Source organism: Actinoalloteichus hymeniacidonis, from assembly GCF_014203365.1.
GTDB lineage: Bacteria > Actinomycetota > Actinomycetes > Mycobacteriales > Pseudonocardiaceae > Actinoalloteichus_A > Actinoalloteichus_A hymeniacidonis.
The window spans coordinates 6,148,474-6,163,373 of sequence record NZ_JACHIS010000001.1 but is presented as its reverse complement, the minus strand read 5'-3'; the positions used below and the strand labels follow the sequence as shown (position 1 = coordinate 6,163,373).

At 67.9% G+C, this 14,900-nt stretch carries 12 protein-coding genes and 1 tRNA gene; 8 read left to right on the top strand and 5 right to left on the bottom strand.

Features of this window, described 5'->3' with window-relative positions:
* Positions 1–68: 68 nt before the first annotated feature.
* The gene (locus BKA25_RS26480) at positions 69–656 is read right to left on the bottom strand and encodes a bacterial proteasome activator family protein (protein WP_084642345.1); all 588 of its coding nucleotides are present in this window, start codon (positions 654–656) and stop codon (positions 69–71) included.
* A gap of 236 nt (positions 657–892) precedes the next feature.
* On the opposite strand from BKA25_RS26480, the gene BKA25_RS26475 reads away from it, so the two are divergent.
* Both BKA25_RS26475 and BKA25_RS26470 read left to right on the top strand, forming a co-directional pair.
* Entirely contained in the window at positions 893–2,092 is a 1,200-nt protein-coding gene (locus tag BKA25_RS26475) for a cysteine desulfurase-like protein (protein ID WP_069845791.1), read from the top strand.
* Positions 2,093–2,291: 199 nt separating this feature from the next.
* A complete protein-coding gene (locus BKA25_RS26470) occupies positions 2,292–2,954 on the top strand; it encodes a class I SAM-dependent methyltransferase (protein WP_069845793.1) in 663 nt (220 codons plus the stop codon).
* A 14-nt stretch (positions 2,955–2,968) separates the two neighbouring features.
* Here the strand turns inward: BKA25_RS26470 and BKA25_RS26465 are convergent, their stop codons facing one another.
* Positions 2,969–3,955 (bottom strand): NAD(P)H-quinone oxidoreductase, encoded by a 987-nt coding sequence (locus tag BKA25_RS26465; protein ID WP_069845795.1) that lies wholly within the window; start codon positions 3,953–3,955, stop codon positions 2,969–2,971.
* 324 nt (positions 3,956–4,279) lie between these two features.
* On the opposite strand from BKA25_RS26465, the gene BKA25_RS26460 reads away from it, so the two are divergent.
* The 3 genes from BKA25_RS26460 to BKA25_RS26450 all read left to right on the top strand — a co-directional run bounded on the left by BKA25_RS26460 (position 4,280) and on the right by BKA25_RS26450 (position 8,179).
* Positions 4,280–5,809 (top strand): M28 family peptidase, encoded by a 1,530-nt coding sequence (locus tag BKA25_RS26460; RefSeq protein ID WP_069845797.1) that lies wholly within the window; start codon positions 4,280–4,282, stop codon positions 5,807–5,809.
* Between the two features lie 317 nt (positions 5,810–6,126).
* The gene (locus BKA25_RS26455; protein ID WP_069853136.1) at positions 6,127–7,275 is read left to right on the top strand and encodes an endonuclease/exonuclease/phosphatase family protein; all 1,149 of its coding nucleotides are present in this window, start codon (positions 6,127–6,129) and stop codon (positions 7,273–7,275) included.
* A gap of 424 nt (positions 7,276–7,699) precedes the next feature.
* Positions 7,700–8,179, top strand: coding sequence for a MarR family winged helix-turn-helix transcriptional regulator (locus BKA25_RS26450; protein ID WP_375791869.1), 480 nt, complete (start codon positions 7,700–7,702; stop codon positions 8,177–8,179).
* A 168-nt stretch (positions 8,180–8,347) separates the two neighbouring features.
* Here BKA25_RS26450 and BKA25_RS26445 read toward each other — a convergent pair.
* A tRNA-Ser gene (locus tag BKA25_RS26445) sits at positions 8,348–8,435 on the bottom strand.
* 370 nt (positions 8,436–8,805) lie between these two features.
* Here BKA25_RS26445 and BKA25_RS26440 point away from each other — a divergent pair.
* Entirely contained in the window at positions 8,806–10,056 is a 1,251-nt protein-coding gene (locus BKA25_RS26440) for an alpha/beta hydrolase family protein (RefSeq protein ID WP_084642350.1), read from the top strand.
* 89 nt (positions 10,057–10,145) lie between these two features.
* On the opposite strand, the gene BKA25_RS26435 is transcribed toward BKA25_RS26440, so the two are convergent.
* Both BKA25_RS26435 and hisC read right to left on the bottom strand, forming a co-directional pair.
* A complete protein-coding gene (locus BKA25_RS26435) occupies positions 10,146–10,442 on the bottom strand; it encodes a hypothetical protein (protein WP_069853139.1) in 297 nt (98 codons plus the stop codon).
* Positions 10,443–10,600: 158 nt separating this feature from the next.
* Positions 10,601–11,668, bottom strand: a complete 1,068-nt coding sequence (gene hisC / locus BKA25_RS26430) for a histidinol-phosphate transaminase (protein ID WP_069845801.1) — start codon at positions 11,666–11,668, stop codon at positions 10,601–10,603.
* Between the two features lie 318 nt (positions 11,669–11,986).
* Between hisC and BKA25_RS26425 the strand changes: the two genes are divergently transcribed.
* Positions 11,987–12,691, top strand: coding sequence for a dienelactone hydrolase family protein (locus tag BKA25_RS26425; RefSeq protein WP_069845803.1), 705 nt, complete (start codon positions 11,987–11,989; stop codon positions 12,689–12,691).
* 124 nt (positions 12,692–12,815) lie between these two features.
* Positions 12,816–14,876, top strand: coding sequence for an acetoacetate--CoA ligase (locus BKA25_RS26420; protein WP_069845805.1), 2,061 nt, complete (start codon positions 12,816–12,818; stop codon positions 14,874–14,876).
* Positions 14,877–14,900: the final 24 nt, after the last annotated feature.

The window sequence follows — 14,900 nt, the reverse complement described above, 5'->3', positions numbered from 1 at the left end:
CTCTGTCGGAGCACACCATGACTCTTCTCGAATCACATCGTGAGTTGTCGCTTACCCGAGAGTCGTCCTCACAGGTATTGCCCCATGCCGCGCAACGGACTGGACTCGCCGGGTTCGGTGGCCTTCGTTCCAGGCGGTAGCGCACCTCGACGCATCTGCTCCAGTTGCGCTCTAGCGGCCATCTGTTGGGCGAACAATGCGGTTTGGATGCCGTGGAACAGCCCTTCCAACCAGCCGACGAGCTGTGCCTGGGCAATGCGGAGCTCGGCATCGGATGGAACCGAGTCCTCCGCGAAGGGCAACGACAATCGGTCCAGTTCCGCCACCAATTCCGGTGCTAGGCCCTGTTCCAGTTCCTTGATGGAGGAAACGTGGATCTCCCGAAGCCTGCTCCGGCTCGCCTCGTCGAGCGGCGCGGTCCTGACCTCCTCCAACAGTTGTTTGATCATGGTTCCGATGCGCATCACCTTCGCGGGTTGCTCGACCAGATCGGTGATCTGTTCGCCGCCTGCCGCACCGAATTCATCCGCCTCGGCATCGCTGGGGTCCCCGGTGGCCAGCGGTACCCCGTCATCGCCGATGAGGACGACCCGGTGCCGCCGGTCGGCTCCGACCTGGTCGGGGTGGTCCTGTCCGTTGTCCCTCTCGCGACTCATATCCCCATCCTGGACCCGTTTGCACACCAGCGATGCACTAGGCCTCCTCTACCTGCGGTGATTATCGCTGTCGCCAGGCATTTCACCTTCGTCGCCGGTCACCTGCCGTCGTGCGGGCGCGGATGGGATGACGGGTTCGTGGCGGATCGGCGGAGGGGTTGATCCAGGGCATCCGACCGCGAACCCGTCCTGACCCGCGCGAAAGGTGTGAGTGACGGGGTACGTACGGTGTTCGTATGGCGTTCGACGTCGCACGGGTACGTGGGTTGTTCCCCGCGCTGGGCGATGGCTGGGTCCATCTCGATGCCCCGGCGGGCATGCAGGTGCCCGAGCAGGTGGCCACCGCGGTCGCGACCGCCTTACGCGCCCCGGTCTCGGGTCCGGGCGGGTTGTTCCCCGCATCACAACGCGCGGCGGCGATCCTGGACGCGGCCCGCAGATCGATCGCCGACCTGGTGGGGGCCAAACCGGCGGGCGTCGTCCTCGGCCCGAGCGCGGCCGTGCTGTTGCAACGTCTCGCCGAGGTCGTCTCGGACACCTGGGTGCTCGGCGACGAGGTGATCGTCTCCCGCTTGGATCACCCGGCCAACGTCGCGCCGTGGCGTCGCGCGGCCCAACGCAGCGGCGCCGCCGTTCGGTGGGCCGAGGTCGACATCGAGACCTGTGAACTGCCGGAATGGCAGTACCGCGACCTGATCGGCGAGCGGACCCAGGTGGTGGCGGTGACGGCGGCCTCGGGGGCGGTCGGCACCCGACCCGACGTCCGCCAGATCGCCGAACTCGCTGCGGCGGTCGATGCGCTGGTGGTGGTCGACGCCTCCTACGCCGCGCCATTCCTGCCCCTGGACATCACCGCGATGGGCGCCGACGTCGTCGCGGTGTCGGCGACCTCCTGGGGCGGCCCACCGGTCGGTGCCCTGGTGTTCCGCGACCCCGCGCTGTTGGACCGGTGGCCGTCGGTGTCGCTGGAACCCACCGCGAAGGGACCGGAACGTCTGGAGCTGGGGCCGCATGCCTATCCGCTGCTCGCCGGTCTGATCGGCTCGGTCGATTACCTGGCCGGTCTCGACGACGCGGCGAAGGGACCACGTCGGGAACGCGTGCTGACCTCGCTCGGTTCGGTCAAGGCGTACCAGGCGGGTCTGCTGGCCAGCTTGACCACGGGGCTACGCGCGCTGCCGAAGGTGGTGCTGATCGGCGATGCGATGCGCCGGGTCCCCGCGATGGCCTTCACGGTGAACGGCATCAAGGCCTGCGATGTCGTCGACCATCTCCGCGAACGCGGCGTCTGTGCCTTCGAGGACCCGGGAACCCATGGGGTGTTCGCGGTGCTCGGGGTCGGGGAGGTGGGCGGCGCGGTGCGCATCGGGCTCGCCCACTACAGCAAGGCCGACGAGGTGGATCGACTACTCGCAGCGGTCGCCGAGCTGGATTGAGCCGTCCGGGTCCATTCCTCGTCGGATTCGATTCCGCTGAGTGCGCTTTTCGCCCGACGTTTCCGCAGAGGTTGATCCTTCTGTCGGAATCCCTTGTCGGGTGATGGTCGCCACCGCAGGTGGTGCGCTTGAATGGCAGGGTCGGATTCGACGACGCCGACCGCTGGGAGCGGGGTGCGCGAGGACGGGATGGTGCTGGGTGGACGGCTCGTTGCAACATGCCGTCGCCGATCTCGCCGCCTGGCAACGCCTCGCCCCGTTGTTGAGCGATTACCTTCCTTTTCCGCCCGAATCATTGAGCCCCAGCGGGATCGTCGCATTCCTGGACGAGGTCCTGATCGGGGATCGCAGTGTCATCGTGCAGTGCGGGAGCGGCGCTTCCTCGGTGTTGCTGGCCCGATTGTTGAGCAGGCGCGGATTCGGCAGGCTTCTCGCCCTGGAACACGACGAGCGGGCCGCGGCGTTCGCCACCAGCCAACTCCGTCGGGAGCGGCTCTCGGAGGTGGCGCGGGTGGTGCATGCCCCGTTGGCCGCGCACCCGGCCGCGTTGAGCGGACTGCACTGGTACGAGCCGTCGGTGGTCTTCGAGATGGTGACGAACTTCGTGGAGCGCAACGGCCTGGTGGACCTCTTATTGGTGGATGGCCCGCCCAGTGCGAGTCGACAACAGCGGCCGGACCTGTCGCGGTATCCGGCGATGCCGGTCTTTCGAGGCGCCCTGTCGCCGGGGGCGACGGTGTTGGTCGCCGATGCGGACCGGGTGAGTGAGCAGGCCGTCCTCGACAGATGGGCCCGGGAGTTCGGCCTGCGTTTTCACCACGACGAGACGGCCAGACTGGCCACGGCGACCGTGCGGATCTGAAGCAGCGCCGCTGCTCACCGGACCAGCAGCAGCTTGCCGAACACCCCGCCCACCTCGAGTTGTTCGTGTGCCCTTGCCGCCTCGGCCAGCGGGATCCGGTCGTGTACCACCGGTCGGATACGCCCGTCCTCGATCATCGGCCACAGCTTCTCGATCACCTCGGCGACGATGACCGCCTTGCCGCTCGGCCCGGCGATGGGCCTGCCGCGTAGTCCGATCGCGCTGATGCTGGCGCGCTTGGGAAGCAGCGCGCCGATGTTCAGCTCCGCGGTCCGGCCGCCCTGCATGCCGATGATCATGAGACGGCCGTCCTCGGCGAGTACCTCGACGTTGCGGCTCAGGTACTTGGCACCCATGTTGTCCAAGATGACATCGGCACCACGGCCCTCGGTCGCCGTGCGGACCTCGGCGACGAAGTCCTCCAAGCGGTAATCGACCGTGATGTCGGCACCGAGCTCACGGCAGCGCGCAAGCCGATCGGCCGACCCCGCCGTCACCGCGACCGTGGCACCCAGCGCCTTGCCCAGCTGGATGGCGAACGTGCCGATGCCACTGCCGCCGCCATGCACCAGCAGCACCTCGTCGGCGGTCAGCCGGGCCGCGCCGACCACGTTGGACCACACCGTGCACGCGACCTCCGGCAGCGCTGCCGAGGTGACCAGGTCGACGCCTGCGGGCACCGGTAGGACCTGCTCGGCCGGGACGGCCACCTGCTCGGCATAGCCGCCGCCCGCGAGTAGCGCGCAGACCTCGTCGCCGATGTGCCAGTCGGTGACGTTCTCCCCGAGTGCGCTGATCACACCGGAGCACTCCAGGCCGAGGACGGGCGTGGCACCGGGTGGCGGGTCGTAGAAGCCCTGTCGCTGAATGAGATCCGCGCGGTTGACCGCGCTGGCCACCACGTCGATCACCACCTCGCCGGGGGCGGGTCGGGGCGCTGGTTGCTCGACCCATTCCAGTGCTTCCGGGCCGCCGGGTTCACGGACGATGATCGCGCGCATTCCCCAACGCTAGCCCGCGTCGACGTTGTCAGCACAGTGGTCCACGCGCGCGAAAGCCTGCGAGCCCGGCCGGGTCCGCGCTGCGCGATGGTGGGAGATTCCCAGGTTGCGGGAGGTTTCCGGGTAACCGTGCACCGCTGGTGGAAGTCTTGACGCCGTCGGCGGAACAGGCGAAGGTGACCATCGGTGGTCGATCCTGTCCCCAGTGTGTAGCAACGGAGCCCGTGCTCGCACCGGCATGACACCGCGCCGCCACCGCCGTTCGTCACCACCAGCACTCGATGGAGAGACCAGCGCTGGTCGCACACTGAGGGGGATTCGCCCATGTCGTTCACCAGAGGCGGCGTCAGACCCGCCGCCGCCCTTCTCGCCGCCTGTCTCGGACTCGGCATGGTGGTATCTCCCGCCGTGGCCGACGAATCCGACCAGGCAGGCACCCTCGCGGTGGGCTCACTCCCGCAGGACGTCGCCAACGCCGTCGATCTGACCGGCGTCAACCGACACCTGATCGCGCTGCAGCGCATCGCCGAGTCCCACGGCGGGACGCGGGCGGCCGGGGACCCCGGCTATGACGCCAGCATCGACTACGTGGTCGGCAGACTGCGCGCCGCCGGTTACGACGTGAGCACCCCGGAGTTCAGCTACGAGCTGTTCGTCGCCCAGACGGAACGGTTGGCCGTGGCGGGGGAGACCATCGAGGTCGAGGCGTTGACCTACAGCCCGAGCACCTCGGAGGGTGGGCTGGCCGCGCCGCTGGCGGTACTGCCCGCGGGTTCGGAGCTGGGCTGCACGCCGGAGGACTTCGCCGGGGTCGAGGTCGATGGCGACGTCGTGCTGATCCGCCGGGGCGAATGCGACTTCGCATTGAAGGCGCGGTTGGCATCCGAGGCGGGCGCGGCGGCGGTGCTGATCGCCAACAACGAGGCGGGCTCGGTGAACGGGACGCTGGGCGACCCGTCGGCGGCGCGAATTCCGACCGGTGGCGTGACCCAGGAGGCGGGCGACGCCCTGACCTCGCAGGATGGCGCCGAGGTCGACTTCGAGTTGATCGCGGGCATCGAGGAGCACTCCAGCCGCAACGTGATCGCGCAGACGCGGACCGGCCGGACCGACAACGTCGTGGTCGCCGGGGCGCACCTGGACTCGGTGTACGCCGGGATCAACGACAACGGCACCGGATCGGCGGGTCTGTTGGAGACCGCGTTGCAGCTCGGCGGCGCACCCGACATCGACAACGCGGTGCGCTTCGCCTGGTGGGGTGCCGAGGAGCTCGGCCTGCACGGCTCGACGCAGTACGTCAGGTCGCTGGACTTCGAGCAGCAGCTCGACATCGCCCTCTACCTGAACTTCGACATGATCGGCTCGCCGAACGCGGGTTACTTCGTGTTGGACGGCGACGGTTCGGAAGGCCTCTCGGCGCCCGGCCCCTACGGCTCGGCGCAGATCGAGCAGGCCTTCGTCGACTACTTCGCCGACGGTGGCCTGGAGACCGAGGGTTCCGACTTCAGCGGTCGTTCGGACTATGCCGAGTTCATCGCCGTCGGAATTCCCTCGGGTGGTCTGTTCACCGGCGCCGAGGGAGTGAAGACCCAGGAGCAGGCCGACAAGTGGGGCGGGGTCGCGGGTGAGCCCTACGACGCCAGCTACCACCTGCCCGCCGATGACCTGGGCAACGTCGATCGGGTCGCCCTGGAACGCAACGCCAAGGCGGTCGCCTACGTGACCACGGCCTACGGCGAGACCACCGAGGCGGTCAACGGCGTGCCGCCCCGGGAGGACCGCGCCGCGATGCGCGCAGGCCTGCGGGCCGACACCGCCGCCCTAGCCCACCAGGGCGAGGACGCCACCCGCTGAGTCAGTTGGTCCCGCGCCCCAACCGGCTCCGGCAGGCGGCGCGGGACCCACCTGGCGGCGCCTGCCGCCGACATCACGCGTTCACCCGGATGCCTTTCCCGGGTTGCGTCCCTGTGCCAGGGTCGTGCCGACCAAACCCCGAGATCGAGCGATCCCGGGGCGGCTCGAACGACTGGGGAGTGTCGGTGGGTATTCGAAGCAACCGCGCCGGTATCGGTGTTGCGGCGATACTCGGTGCTGTGGCCATCAGCATCGGAGGCGTTCCGGCGGGCGCGACGGCATCGACGGCGCCTGCCGACGGACCGGACATCAGCACCATGGGTGCCGATGGAGCGGCCCGCGCCGCACTGCCCGGTGCGACACGATTCGCGACGTTCAACGCCTCGTTGAACCGACAGACCGAGGGCGGCCTGCTCGCCGACCTGAGCACGCCGGACGACCCGCAGGCCGCGCAGATCGCCGAGGTCCTGCAACGCAACCGGCCGGATGTGGTGCTGCTCAACGAGTTCGACCACGTCGAGGGCGGTGCCGCTGTCACGGCCTTCCAGCAGAACTACCTGTCGGTGAGCCAGCAGGGCGCCCGGCCGATCGAGTACCCGTACTCCTTCATCGCACCGGTCAACACCGGCGTGCCCAGCGGCCTGGATCTCAACCGAGACGGCGAGGTGGGCGGGCCGGACGACGCGCTGGGCTTCGGCGAGTTCCCCGGCCAGTACGGCATGGTGGTCCTCTCCCGGCATCCCATCGACCTCGACGGCGTGCGTACCTTCCAGAACTTCCGCTGGCAGGACATGCCCGGCGCGTTGCTGCCCGACGACGTCGACACGCCCGAGCCCGCCGACTGGTACTCGCCGGAGGCGCTCGATCTGCTGCCGCTGTCCTCGAAATCCCACTGGGACCTGCCGATTCGGATCGGGTCCGAGCCGGTGCACTTCCTGGTGTCGCATCCGACTCCGCCCGCCTTCGACGGCCCCGAGGGGCGCAACCGGCTGCGCAACCATGACGAGATCCGCTTCTGGGCCGACTACGTCACGCCCGGTCGAGGGGATTACGCCTACGACGATCAGGGCGGCCGGGGCGGTCTCGCCGACGGCGCGGCCTTCGTGATCGCGGGCGATCAGAACGCCGACCCGATGGACGGCGACGGCGAGCCGGGCGCCATCGCCCGGTTGCTGAACACGCCAACCCTGATCGATCCCTGGCCGGGCAGCCTCGGGGCGATCCGCGCGGCCTGGGATCAAGGTGGTGCCAATCGGGAGCACCGAGGTCTGTCGTGGTTCGACACTGCGGACTTCAACGACGAGAGCCCCGGCAACCTCCGCGTCGACTACGTCCTGCCATCGCGACAGTTGATCCCGGTGGGCAGCGGGGTGTTCTGGCCCATTCCGGAGTCGGCGCTGAGCAGGCTCAATTCGGCTTCGGATCATCACCTGGTGTGGGTCGACGTGTTCGGCAAGCGCCGCTGAACGGCGGGTTAGCCGACGAAATCCTTACGCCGGGAGAGTGAACCTTTCGGGGCGATCTCGAGCACCCGCCGGGCGTGGAAGTTGATCACGGTGGGTGCCCGCTCCCGTTGGTTGGGCCGGTTGGCCCAACCAACGGGATATCCGGCCCCGATGCGCTGCCGAATCGGTTGAGCGCGCTGGTCCGGCATGGTTCGGACTGCAAAGGACCGGGCGCGGGACGCGCGCTTTCCGCTTCGCGGCCCGCCGGGGTGGTTGACGCTTGTTCGACCTCGATGGCCAGCGGGAATGACCGTGGTGCTGCTGCTCCATTCGTTGGGCCCCATACCCTCGACATGATGTGATTCATGTGCGGACGGTAATCAAACGGTCACTGTGTGGCGATCAAGATCGTCGGGAGTGGGCCGAAAAGCAATAGCCTGGTGTCGTGACTGCTGGAACGCGGGTCGAACCCAACTGGCTCGACGACGATGAGATGCGGGCTTGGCGGAACTATGTCGTCGGCAGCTCTCTGCTGGAATACCACCTGCATCGAGAGCTACAGGATGCGCACGACTTGGCGCTCGCCGATTACGAGATCCTCGTGCGGCTCGCCGAACGGGCGGACAGCCGAATGCGGATGAGTGAACTCGCCGCCGAGGTCGCCTCGTCCAAGAGCCGCGTCTCGCACCAGATCTCGCGCTTGCAGCATGCGGGGCTGGTGCAGCGGATCGAGTGCCCCAGCGACGGTCGCGGCGTGTTCGCGGTACTGACCGAGCGGGGGGCCGAGGTGCTGGAGCGTGCCGCGCCCACCCACGCGGACGGGGTTCGCAGGCTGCTGATCGATCTGCTCGACGTCGAGGAACAGGCAATTCTGGGCCGGGTATTCGCCAGGGTGACGCAACGGTTGGGCGGGGATCGCGGCTGAATGCGGCTGTCGAAAGCCAGATTGGTCCTCGATCGTGCCGCCTGTGGCCCGCAGGCGATGACGAACTCGCGTCGGGCCTCGTCGAGCGTGCCTCGACGGTGTCGCCACGAAGACAGAACAAGCGCCCCGCTCTCAGACCCGAGTGCGGGGCGCTGTCGTTGTCCTGGGCGGTAGCGGTGGGATTCGAACCCACGGAGGCTTTTTAGACCTCGCGCGTTTTCAAGACGCGTTCCTTCGGCCGCTCGGACACGCTACCCGGCTCAGGACGAGCCTATCCGAGAGTGGATGTCGGGATGCCCTCGACGGTGCATTGAACCGCTGCCGTCGAGCCCGGCGTGCGCCGATTCGACCAAGTGGCCGAGTCGGGGTGTGGGCACCGTCGGGGGTTCTCCACAGCTGGGGACAAGCCTGGGGATAACTTCGAACATGTGTTCTATTGATGCACAATTGGCTGGTCAGCGGCGTGGTCGGTGCGCTGCACTGCGCGGTGCGAACTCGGTGGGCGTGGCGGCTGACCAAGCGAACCGCGATCGAGAACCCACACTGCAAGCTGGGGGCACCCGGACCCCAGGGTCGGGGATCATCCGGATGGCCCGGCTCCTGTCATCGATATTGACTTGGCAGTCATGAAGATCAAGCAATCACGGCGACCAATGGTGCGTCGGTTCCACGCAATGCTCGCGAGCACGGCATTGCTCGGGATCGGCGTGGTGGGGACCACCGTGCTGCCGACGGGTACCGCGATGGCCGAGTCCAGGTCTCCGGTGAACGACCCGATCACTCTGACCCTGCCCGCCCCTACCGGCCCCGCCCAGGTAGGCACCGTCGAGCTGCATCTCATCGACTCCTCGCGGCCCGACCCGTGGGTTCCCTCGGCGGGAGACCGCGAGCTCATGGTCAGCATCTGGTATCCGACCGATGCGCCGGATCCGGAGGCGGTTCGGGCCCCGTGGATCCCGCCGAACGCAGGCGAGGCGTTGATAGCCGACTTCGCCGAGGGCAGCGGACTCCCCGTGGAGAACCTGCGGCTCCCCGAGACGGCGGGCGTGCTGGGAGCGCCTGCGGTATCGCCCCCGACTGGGCATCCCGTGGTGCTCTATTCGCCGGGATCCGGACTATCCCGGTCGATGGGCACCTCGTTGGTTCAAGATCTCGCCAGCCACGGCTACGTCGTGGTCACCGTCGATCACACCTACAACGCGGGGCAGGTGGAGTTTCCCGATGGCCGGGTGGTGTTGAGCACCGAGCTGGGTGACGACTTCGGCCACCAGGCCGAGGTACATGCCGATGACCTCGGATTCGTCGTCGACGCCTTGACCGAGATCGCCGAGGGCGGCAACCCGGATGCAGCCGACCGGGAACTTCCCGAAGGTCTCGGTCGCGCGTTGAACCTTGCGGAGTTGGGGATCCTCGGACACTCGTTGGGTGGTTCGGCCGCTGCGGTGGCATTGCAGCAGGACCCCCGTTTCGATGCGGCGGTCAGTCTCGACGGCCCCTTCTTCGGCTCGGTGATCGAAGAGGGTTTCGACGAGCCGTTTCTGCTGTTCCGGCAGTCGACGTACGAGGTTCCCACGTGGAACGACTCCTGGGATGCGGGGTGGCCGCAGTTACGCGGCGACACCTGGCAGCTCGGTTTGGCCGAAGGCAGCCACAACTCCTTCAGCGACTTCCAGACGTTCTATCCGCAGCTGGTGGACATCCTCGAGCTGCCTTCGGACAGTTTCACCCTGGAGGTCGGCACCATCGAACCGGCTGCTTCCTTCGCCGCCCAGCAGCGCTACAGCCGAGCGTTGTTCGACCAGGAGCTTCGCGGTATCGAACAACCGCTGCTCACCGGTCCGTCGCCGGAATACCCGCAGGTCGAATTCCTGCGTTAAGACGCCCCGGGGAACCAAGAACGAGAACTGGCGGGTGCAGACGTGTCACCACGTCTCCACCCGCCATCCCGGACACCGATGTATCGGCGCTACTCCGACTGCTCGCGAAGTGCGAAGTTCAGTTGGCCGTCCACGTCCTTGTGCGCGTCGAGCAGCTTGTCCTCAAGGATGTCGGCAGCCTGTCGATCGAGATACACCTTGGTGCCCGCCTGTGCGGAAACGGCCTGGTCGCCTTCCTCGCCCGTCGCGACAAGCGCCAGTTCGAGTGCGGTCTCGGTCTCGGTCTCCCTACTTGCCGTGATCCGCAGACCGCCGTCCTCCGGCGCTCCGTGGTCGGCGAGCAGGGTGCGAATGGTCTCCGCTGCGGTGTCCGTGACGGTGAGCATCATCGGCTCCTTTCGACAGAAATACTGTTCTGCCTCTGGGTCGCGTACTCCCACCGTAACCGCTATAGGCGGCCGGAGAGGGTCGACGACCCGCCGATGGGCCGACGCTCGGCCCGCGATCGCCGTGTGCCCAGGCACGATCGCGGGAAACCCGATTTTCAGCCGGTGAAGGACCGGGCGGCCGCGAGGAAGGTGTCGTTCTCCTCTGGTGTGCCGATCGTCACCCGCACCCCGTCGGAGACGAATGGCCGAGTGACGATCTTGTGCGTCAGGCAGTGCTCGTTGAAGGCCTCGGTGCGCTCGCCCAGCGGAAGCCACACGAAGTTCGCCTGGGTCTCGGGCACCGCGTAGCCCGCCTCGATGAGGGCGCCGTGCACCCGATCCCGTTCGGCGGCCACCTCGGCGCAGCGGGCCATCAGCTGGTCGTGGGCCCGGAGCGAGGCGATGGCCGCAGTCTGGGCGAGCGAGTTGACGCTGAAGGGCACGTAGACCTTGCGCAGGGCCTCCGCGATGGCGCCGGTGGCGTAGCAGTAGCCGACCCGTAGCCCGGCCAGCCCGTAGGCCTTGGAGAAGGTCCGCAGCACGGCGATGTTGTGCCTGCCCTTGGCGAACTGCTCCTCGGCCAGCCGGACGCCGTCGGGGACGTCGGGATCGGTGATGAACTCCCGATACGCCTCATCGAGCACCACCAGCGTGTCAGCGGGGACGCGATCGAGGAACTCCTCCAGCTCCGCCCGCCGGACGGCGCTACCGGTCGGGTTGTTCGGGTTGCACACGAAGATCAGGCGGGTTGCCGGGGTGATGGCATCGGCCATCGCCCGCAGGTCGAGCCCGTGTTCCCCGGTGAGCGGCACCCGGACCTGGCGGGCGCCGACGACGTGGGTGAGGACCGGGTAGGCCTCGAAGGAGCGCCAGGCGAAGAGCACCTCGTCGGCGGAGGTGCAGGTGGCCTGCACGAGCTGTTGGCAGAGACTCACCGAGCCGCAGCCGACGGCGAGCTGCTGGGCGGGGACGTCCAGGAAGCCGGACAGCTCGGCGATGAGGGCGCTCGCGGAGTTGTCCGGATAACGATTGATCTCGGTGGCGACCGCCGTGATCGCCTCGACGACGCTGGGCAGCGGTCCGAACGGAACCTCGTTGCTGGCCAGTTTCACCGCTCCGGGCAGACTGCGACCGGGCACATAGCCGGGAAGCTGCTCCAAATCGGCGCGAATGCGCACGGTCATGGCGGACTCCTCGCTTCTCTCCCGAGCGTGGCCAGGGCCCACGCTGCCCGACGCGCTCGATGGCCCGATCGGCTATCGAGACGAGGTTAGCTCTTTCGTGTCACGGTATAGCCCGGTTGACCGTGCATCGGCCGCCTGCGTCCGAGCCGGTCGACTTCTCCGCCGACAGCTTCCGCTCGTGCGGTCGGCAGACTTACACGGAGTGTGGTCGAATCCGTGACTCCGAGTCGTCGACCCGGTGAATCGCACCTTGTCAGCGTGGCTTCGTTCGTTTGGTCACGTTGACGAATGTTCACCCCCGCGTGATTGGCTGACGTCATGACGCAGACGCGGACCGAGACCATCGCGCTGACCGACGGCAGTGACATTCGAGTCACCGTTGCGGAGCCCGAAGACCCGCCGCGCGGCGGTTTGGTGCTGTTGCACGATTCGTCCGGGGCTGGGGAGTCGTTGCGCAAGCTCGTCGGCGTGTTGGCGACCGAGGGTTGGCTGACCGTCGCGCCGCATCTGCCGCTGGCGGCGGGCGGTCCGCCCGACATCGACGAACCGGACGCCGAACCGGCTGCGGCAGGAACCGTCCCGACCACGGCCGCCGATCTGCTGGTCGACGTCGACGCCGTATCGGTCTGGCTGACCGACCAGGGCGTACAGGCGGACCAGATCGGACTGCTCGGCTTCGGATTCGGCGGCGTGGCCGCGTTCACGGTCGCCGCGACCCGCTCGGTCGGTGCCGTGGTGACGGTGAGCGCGGGCGGCATCGTCGAGCCCGCCGCGCCCGGATTGGCGCCGCTGGCCGACATCGCCTCGGAATTGAGTTCTCCGTGGTTGGGTATCTACGGCGATCAAGACGCCGAGATCTCCGTGGAACAGGTGGAGAAACTCCGTGAATCCGCCGCCGGGGCGCAGATCGCCGTCGACGTGGTCCGATTCGAGGATGCCGACCATCGCTTCGATAACGATCAGGAGGCGGCTGCCGAGGCTTGGCAGCGCACCTTGAACTGGTTCGACGCGCACCTACGGTGAGTGATTCCGCCGCCTGGGGGTATCGGGAGACCTCGAACGGATCTTGACTCAAACGGATCTTGGCAGATCGGCGGAACATCGGCTAGGACGGTTGAATATGGCTGGCGACGAGGCTGTACCAAGGATGCTGTGGCAGCCGGATCCACGGCCTGCCCTGCCGACCACGATGACCCGCTACCGGCAATGGCTGGAACGGGAATGGTCGACGATCGGCGAGGGCCGATCGATACCGGAGGACCCGGACGCACTTCATCGATGGTCGGTGACCGATCTGGCAGGCTTCTGGAGTTCGGTTGCCCGGTTCTTCGAGGTGCGTTTCCATCGCGCGCCGGACGAGGAGTTGCCTCGGGGTGCGCTGCCCACGGCGACGATGCCCGGCACTCGCTGGTTTCCCGGTGCGACGGTGAATTACGCCGAGCACGCGCTTCGTCGCGGGCCGGGCAAACAGAACCAGGACCTGGCGATCGTGGACACCAGGGAGGACGGCCGCATCGAGCGGTACACCTTCGGTGAGCTCCGCATCCACGTGGCCGCCATCCGGGCCTACCTGGTCGATCTGGGCGTCGGGAAGGGCGATCGGGTCGTGGGACTGCTGCCCAACTCCGCGCACGCCGTGGTCGCCCTGCTGGCCGCCGCGAGTCTGGGGGCGGTCTGGTCGTCCTGCTCGCCGGACTTCGGCGTCCGGGCCGTGGTCGACCGATTCCGGCAGATCGAGCCGACGGTGTTGATCGCGGTGGACGGCTACCAATACGGCGGACGCTTCGTCGACGTCCGCCCGACCATTGCCAGGTTGCGGGCCGAGATCCCGAGTCTGCGGGGCACCGTGCTCGTCCAGCGAGTCGATCCGCAGGCCACCTTGCCGAACCAGCCCCATCGCGTGGTTACCTGGCTGGACGCCTTGCAGCATCACTGGGGTTCCCGGCTGCACTTCGAATCGGTCGCCTTCGATCACCCGCTCTGGGTGCTGTATTCCTCGGGGACCACCGGCCTACCCAAGGGCATCGTGCACGGCCACGGCGGCATCCTGCTCGAACATCTCAAGGCCCTGGGCCTGCATTCCGATCTCGGGCCCGGCCAGCGGTTCCTCTGGTACACCACCACCGGCTGGATGATGTGGAACTACCTGGTGTCCGGGCTGCTGGTCGGGTCGACCATCGTGCTCTACGACGGCAGTCCGGCGTACCCGGAACCGGCTCGGCTGTGGGAGCTGGCCGAGGATCACCGGGTGACCTATCTGGGCACCTCGGCGGCCTATCTCCAGTCCTGTGTGAAGAAGGCGCTGCATCCCGTCGAACAGTTCGGCCTGCACCGCTTGCGGGTCCTCGGCTCGACCGGAGCGCCGCTGTCCGCCGAGGGCTTCGACTGGGTGGCCGAGGAATTCGGCCCCGGTGTGCAGCTCGCGAGCGTGTCGGGCGGCACCGATCTGTGCACGGCGTTCCTCGGTGCCTCTCCGGACCGGCCGGTGTGGTCGGGGGAGTTGTCCGGCCCGCTGCTCGGGGCCTCGGTCGAGGCCTACGACGAGTCGGGGCAGCCGGTGTACGACGAGGTAGGGGAGTTGGTGCTCACCGAACCGATGCCCTCGATGCCGGTGGCCTTCTGGAACGACCCGGACGGCTCCCGGCTGACCTCGGCCTACTTCGAGGACTTCCCGGGGGTGTGGCGGCATGGCGACTGGATCCGTCGGACCCCTCGGGGATCGTGCGTCATCTATGGGCGCAGCGACTCGACGTTGAACCGGGGCGGCGTCCGGATGGGCACGGCCGAGTTCTACCGCGTGGTCGAACAGGACTCCGACGTCCTGGACTCCCTGGTGATCGATACCAGCGGCGTAGGCGAGCCGGTGGGCAGGCTGCTGTGCTTCCTGGTGTTGGCCGAGGGCGCGGTGCGGGACGAGGTCGTCGACCGGCTCTGTGGCGGGCTGCGCAGGGAACTCTCGCCCCGGCATGTGCCGGACCTCTTCGCGGTCGTCGGCTCGGTGCCTCGGACGCTCAACGGCAAGAAGTGCGAGGTGCCGGTGAAGAAGATCCTCGCCGGGACACCGGTCGAGCGGGCGGTGAGCCGGGCGGCGCTGAGCAATCCCGAGGCGCTCGAACCGTTCATCCGGTGGGCGCAGGATGGATCGTCGCAGGCCACGGCTTTGGAAGCGACGGTGAGTGCGGCGGATGGGCCAGCTGGATCCGCATAAGGGGTACCCCTTTGCCTCGTGCCC

Coding starts and splice junctions, on each gene's coding strand:
- BKA25_RS26475 (WP_069845791.1), top strand. CDS start 893: ATGGCGTTCGACGTCGCACGGGTACGTGGGTTGTTCCCCGCGCTGGGC.
- BKA25_RS26440 (WP_084642350.1), top strand. CDS start 8,806: ATGAAGATCAAGCAATCACGGCGACCAATGGTGCGTCGGTTCCACGCA.
- BKA25_RS26455 (WP_069853136.1), top strand. CDS start 6,127: ATGGGTGCCGATGGAGCGGCCCGCGCCGCACTGCCCGGTGCGACACGA.
- BKA25_RS26420 (WP_069845805.1), top strand. CDS start 12,816: ATGCTGTGGCAGCCGGATCCACGGCCTGCCCTGCCGACCACGATGACC.
- hisC (WP_069845801.1), bottom strand. CDS start 11,668: ATGACCGTGCGCATTCGCGCCGATTTGGAGCAGCTTCCCGGCTATGTG.
- BKA25_RS26480 (WP_084642345.1), bottom strand. CDS start 656: ATGAGTCGCGAGAGGGACAACGGACAGGACCACCCCGACCAGGTCGGA.
- BKA25_RS26435 (WP_069853139.1), bottom strand. CDS start 10,442: ATGCTCACCGTCACGGACACCGCAGCGGAGACCATTCGCACCCTGCTC.
- BKA25_RS26460 (WP_069845797.1), top strand. CDS start 4,280: ATGTCGTTCACCAGAGGCGGCGTCAGACCCGCCGCCGCCCTTCTCGCC.
- BKA25_RS26465 (WP_069845795.1), bottom strand. CDS start 3,955: ATGCGCGCGATCATCGTCCGTGAACCCGGCGGCCCGGAAGCACTGGAA.
- BKA25_RS26425 (WP_069845803.1), top strand. CDS start 11,987: ATGACGCAGACGCGGACCGAGACCATCGCGCTGACCGACGGCAGTGAC.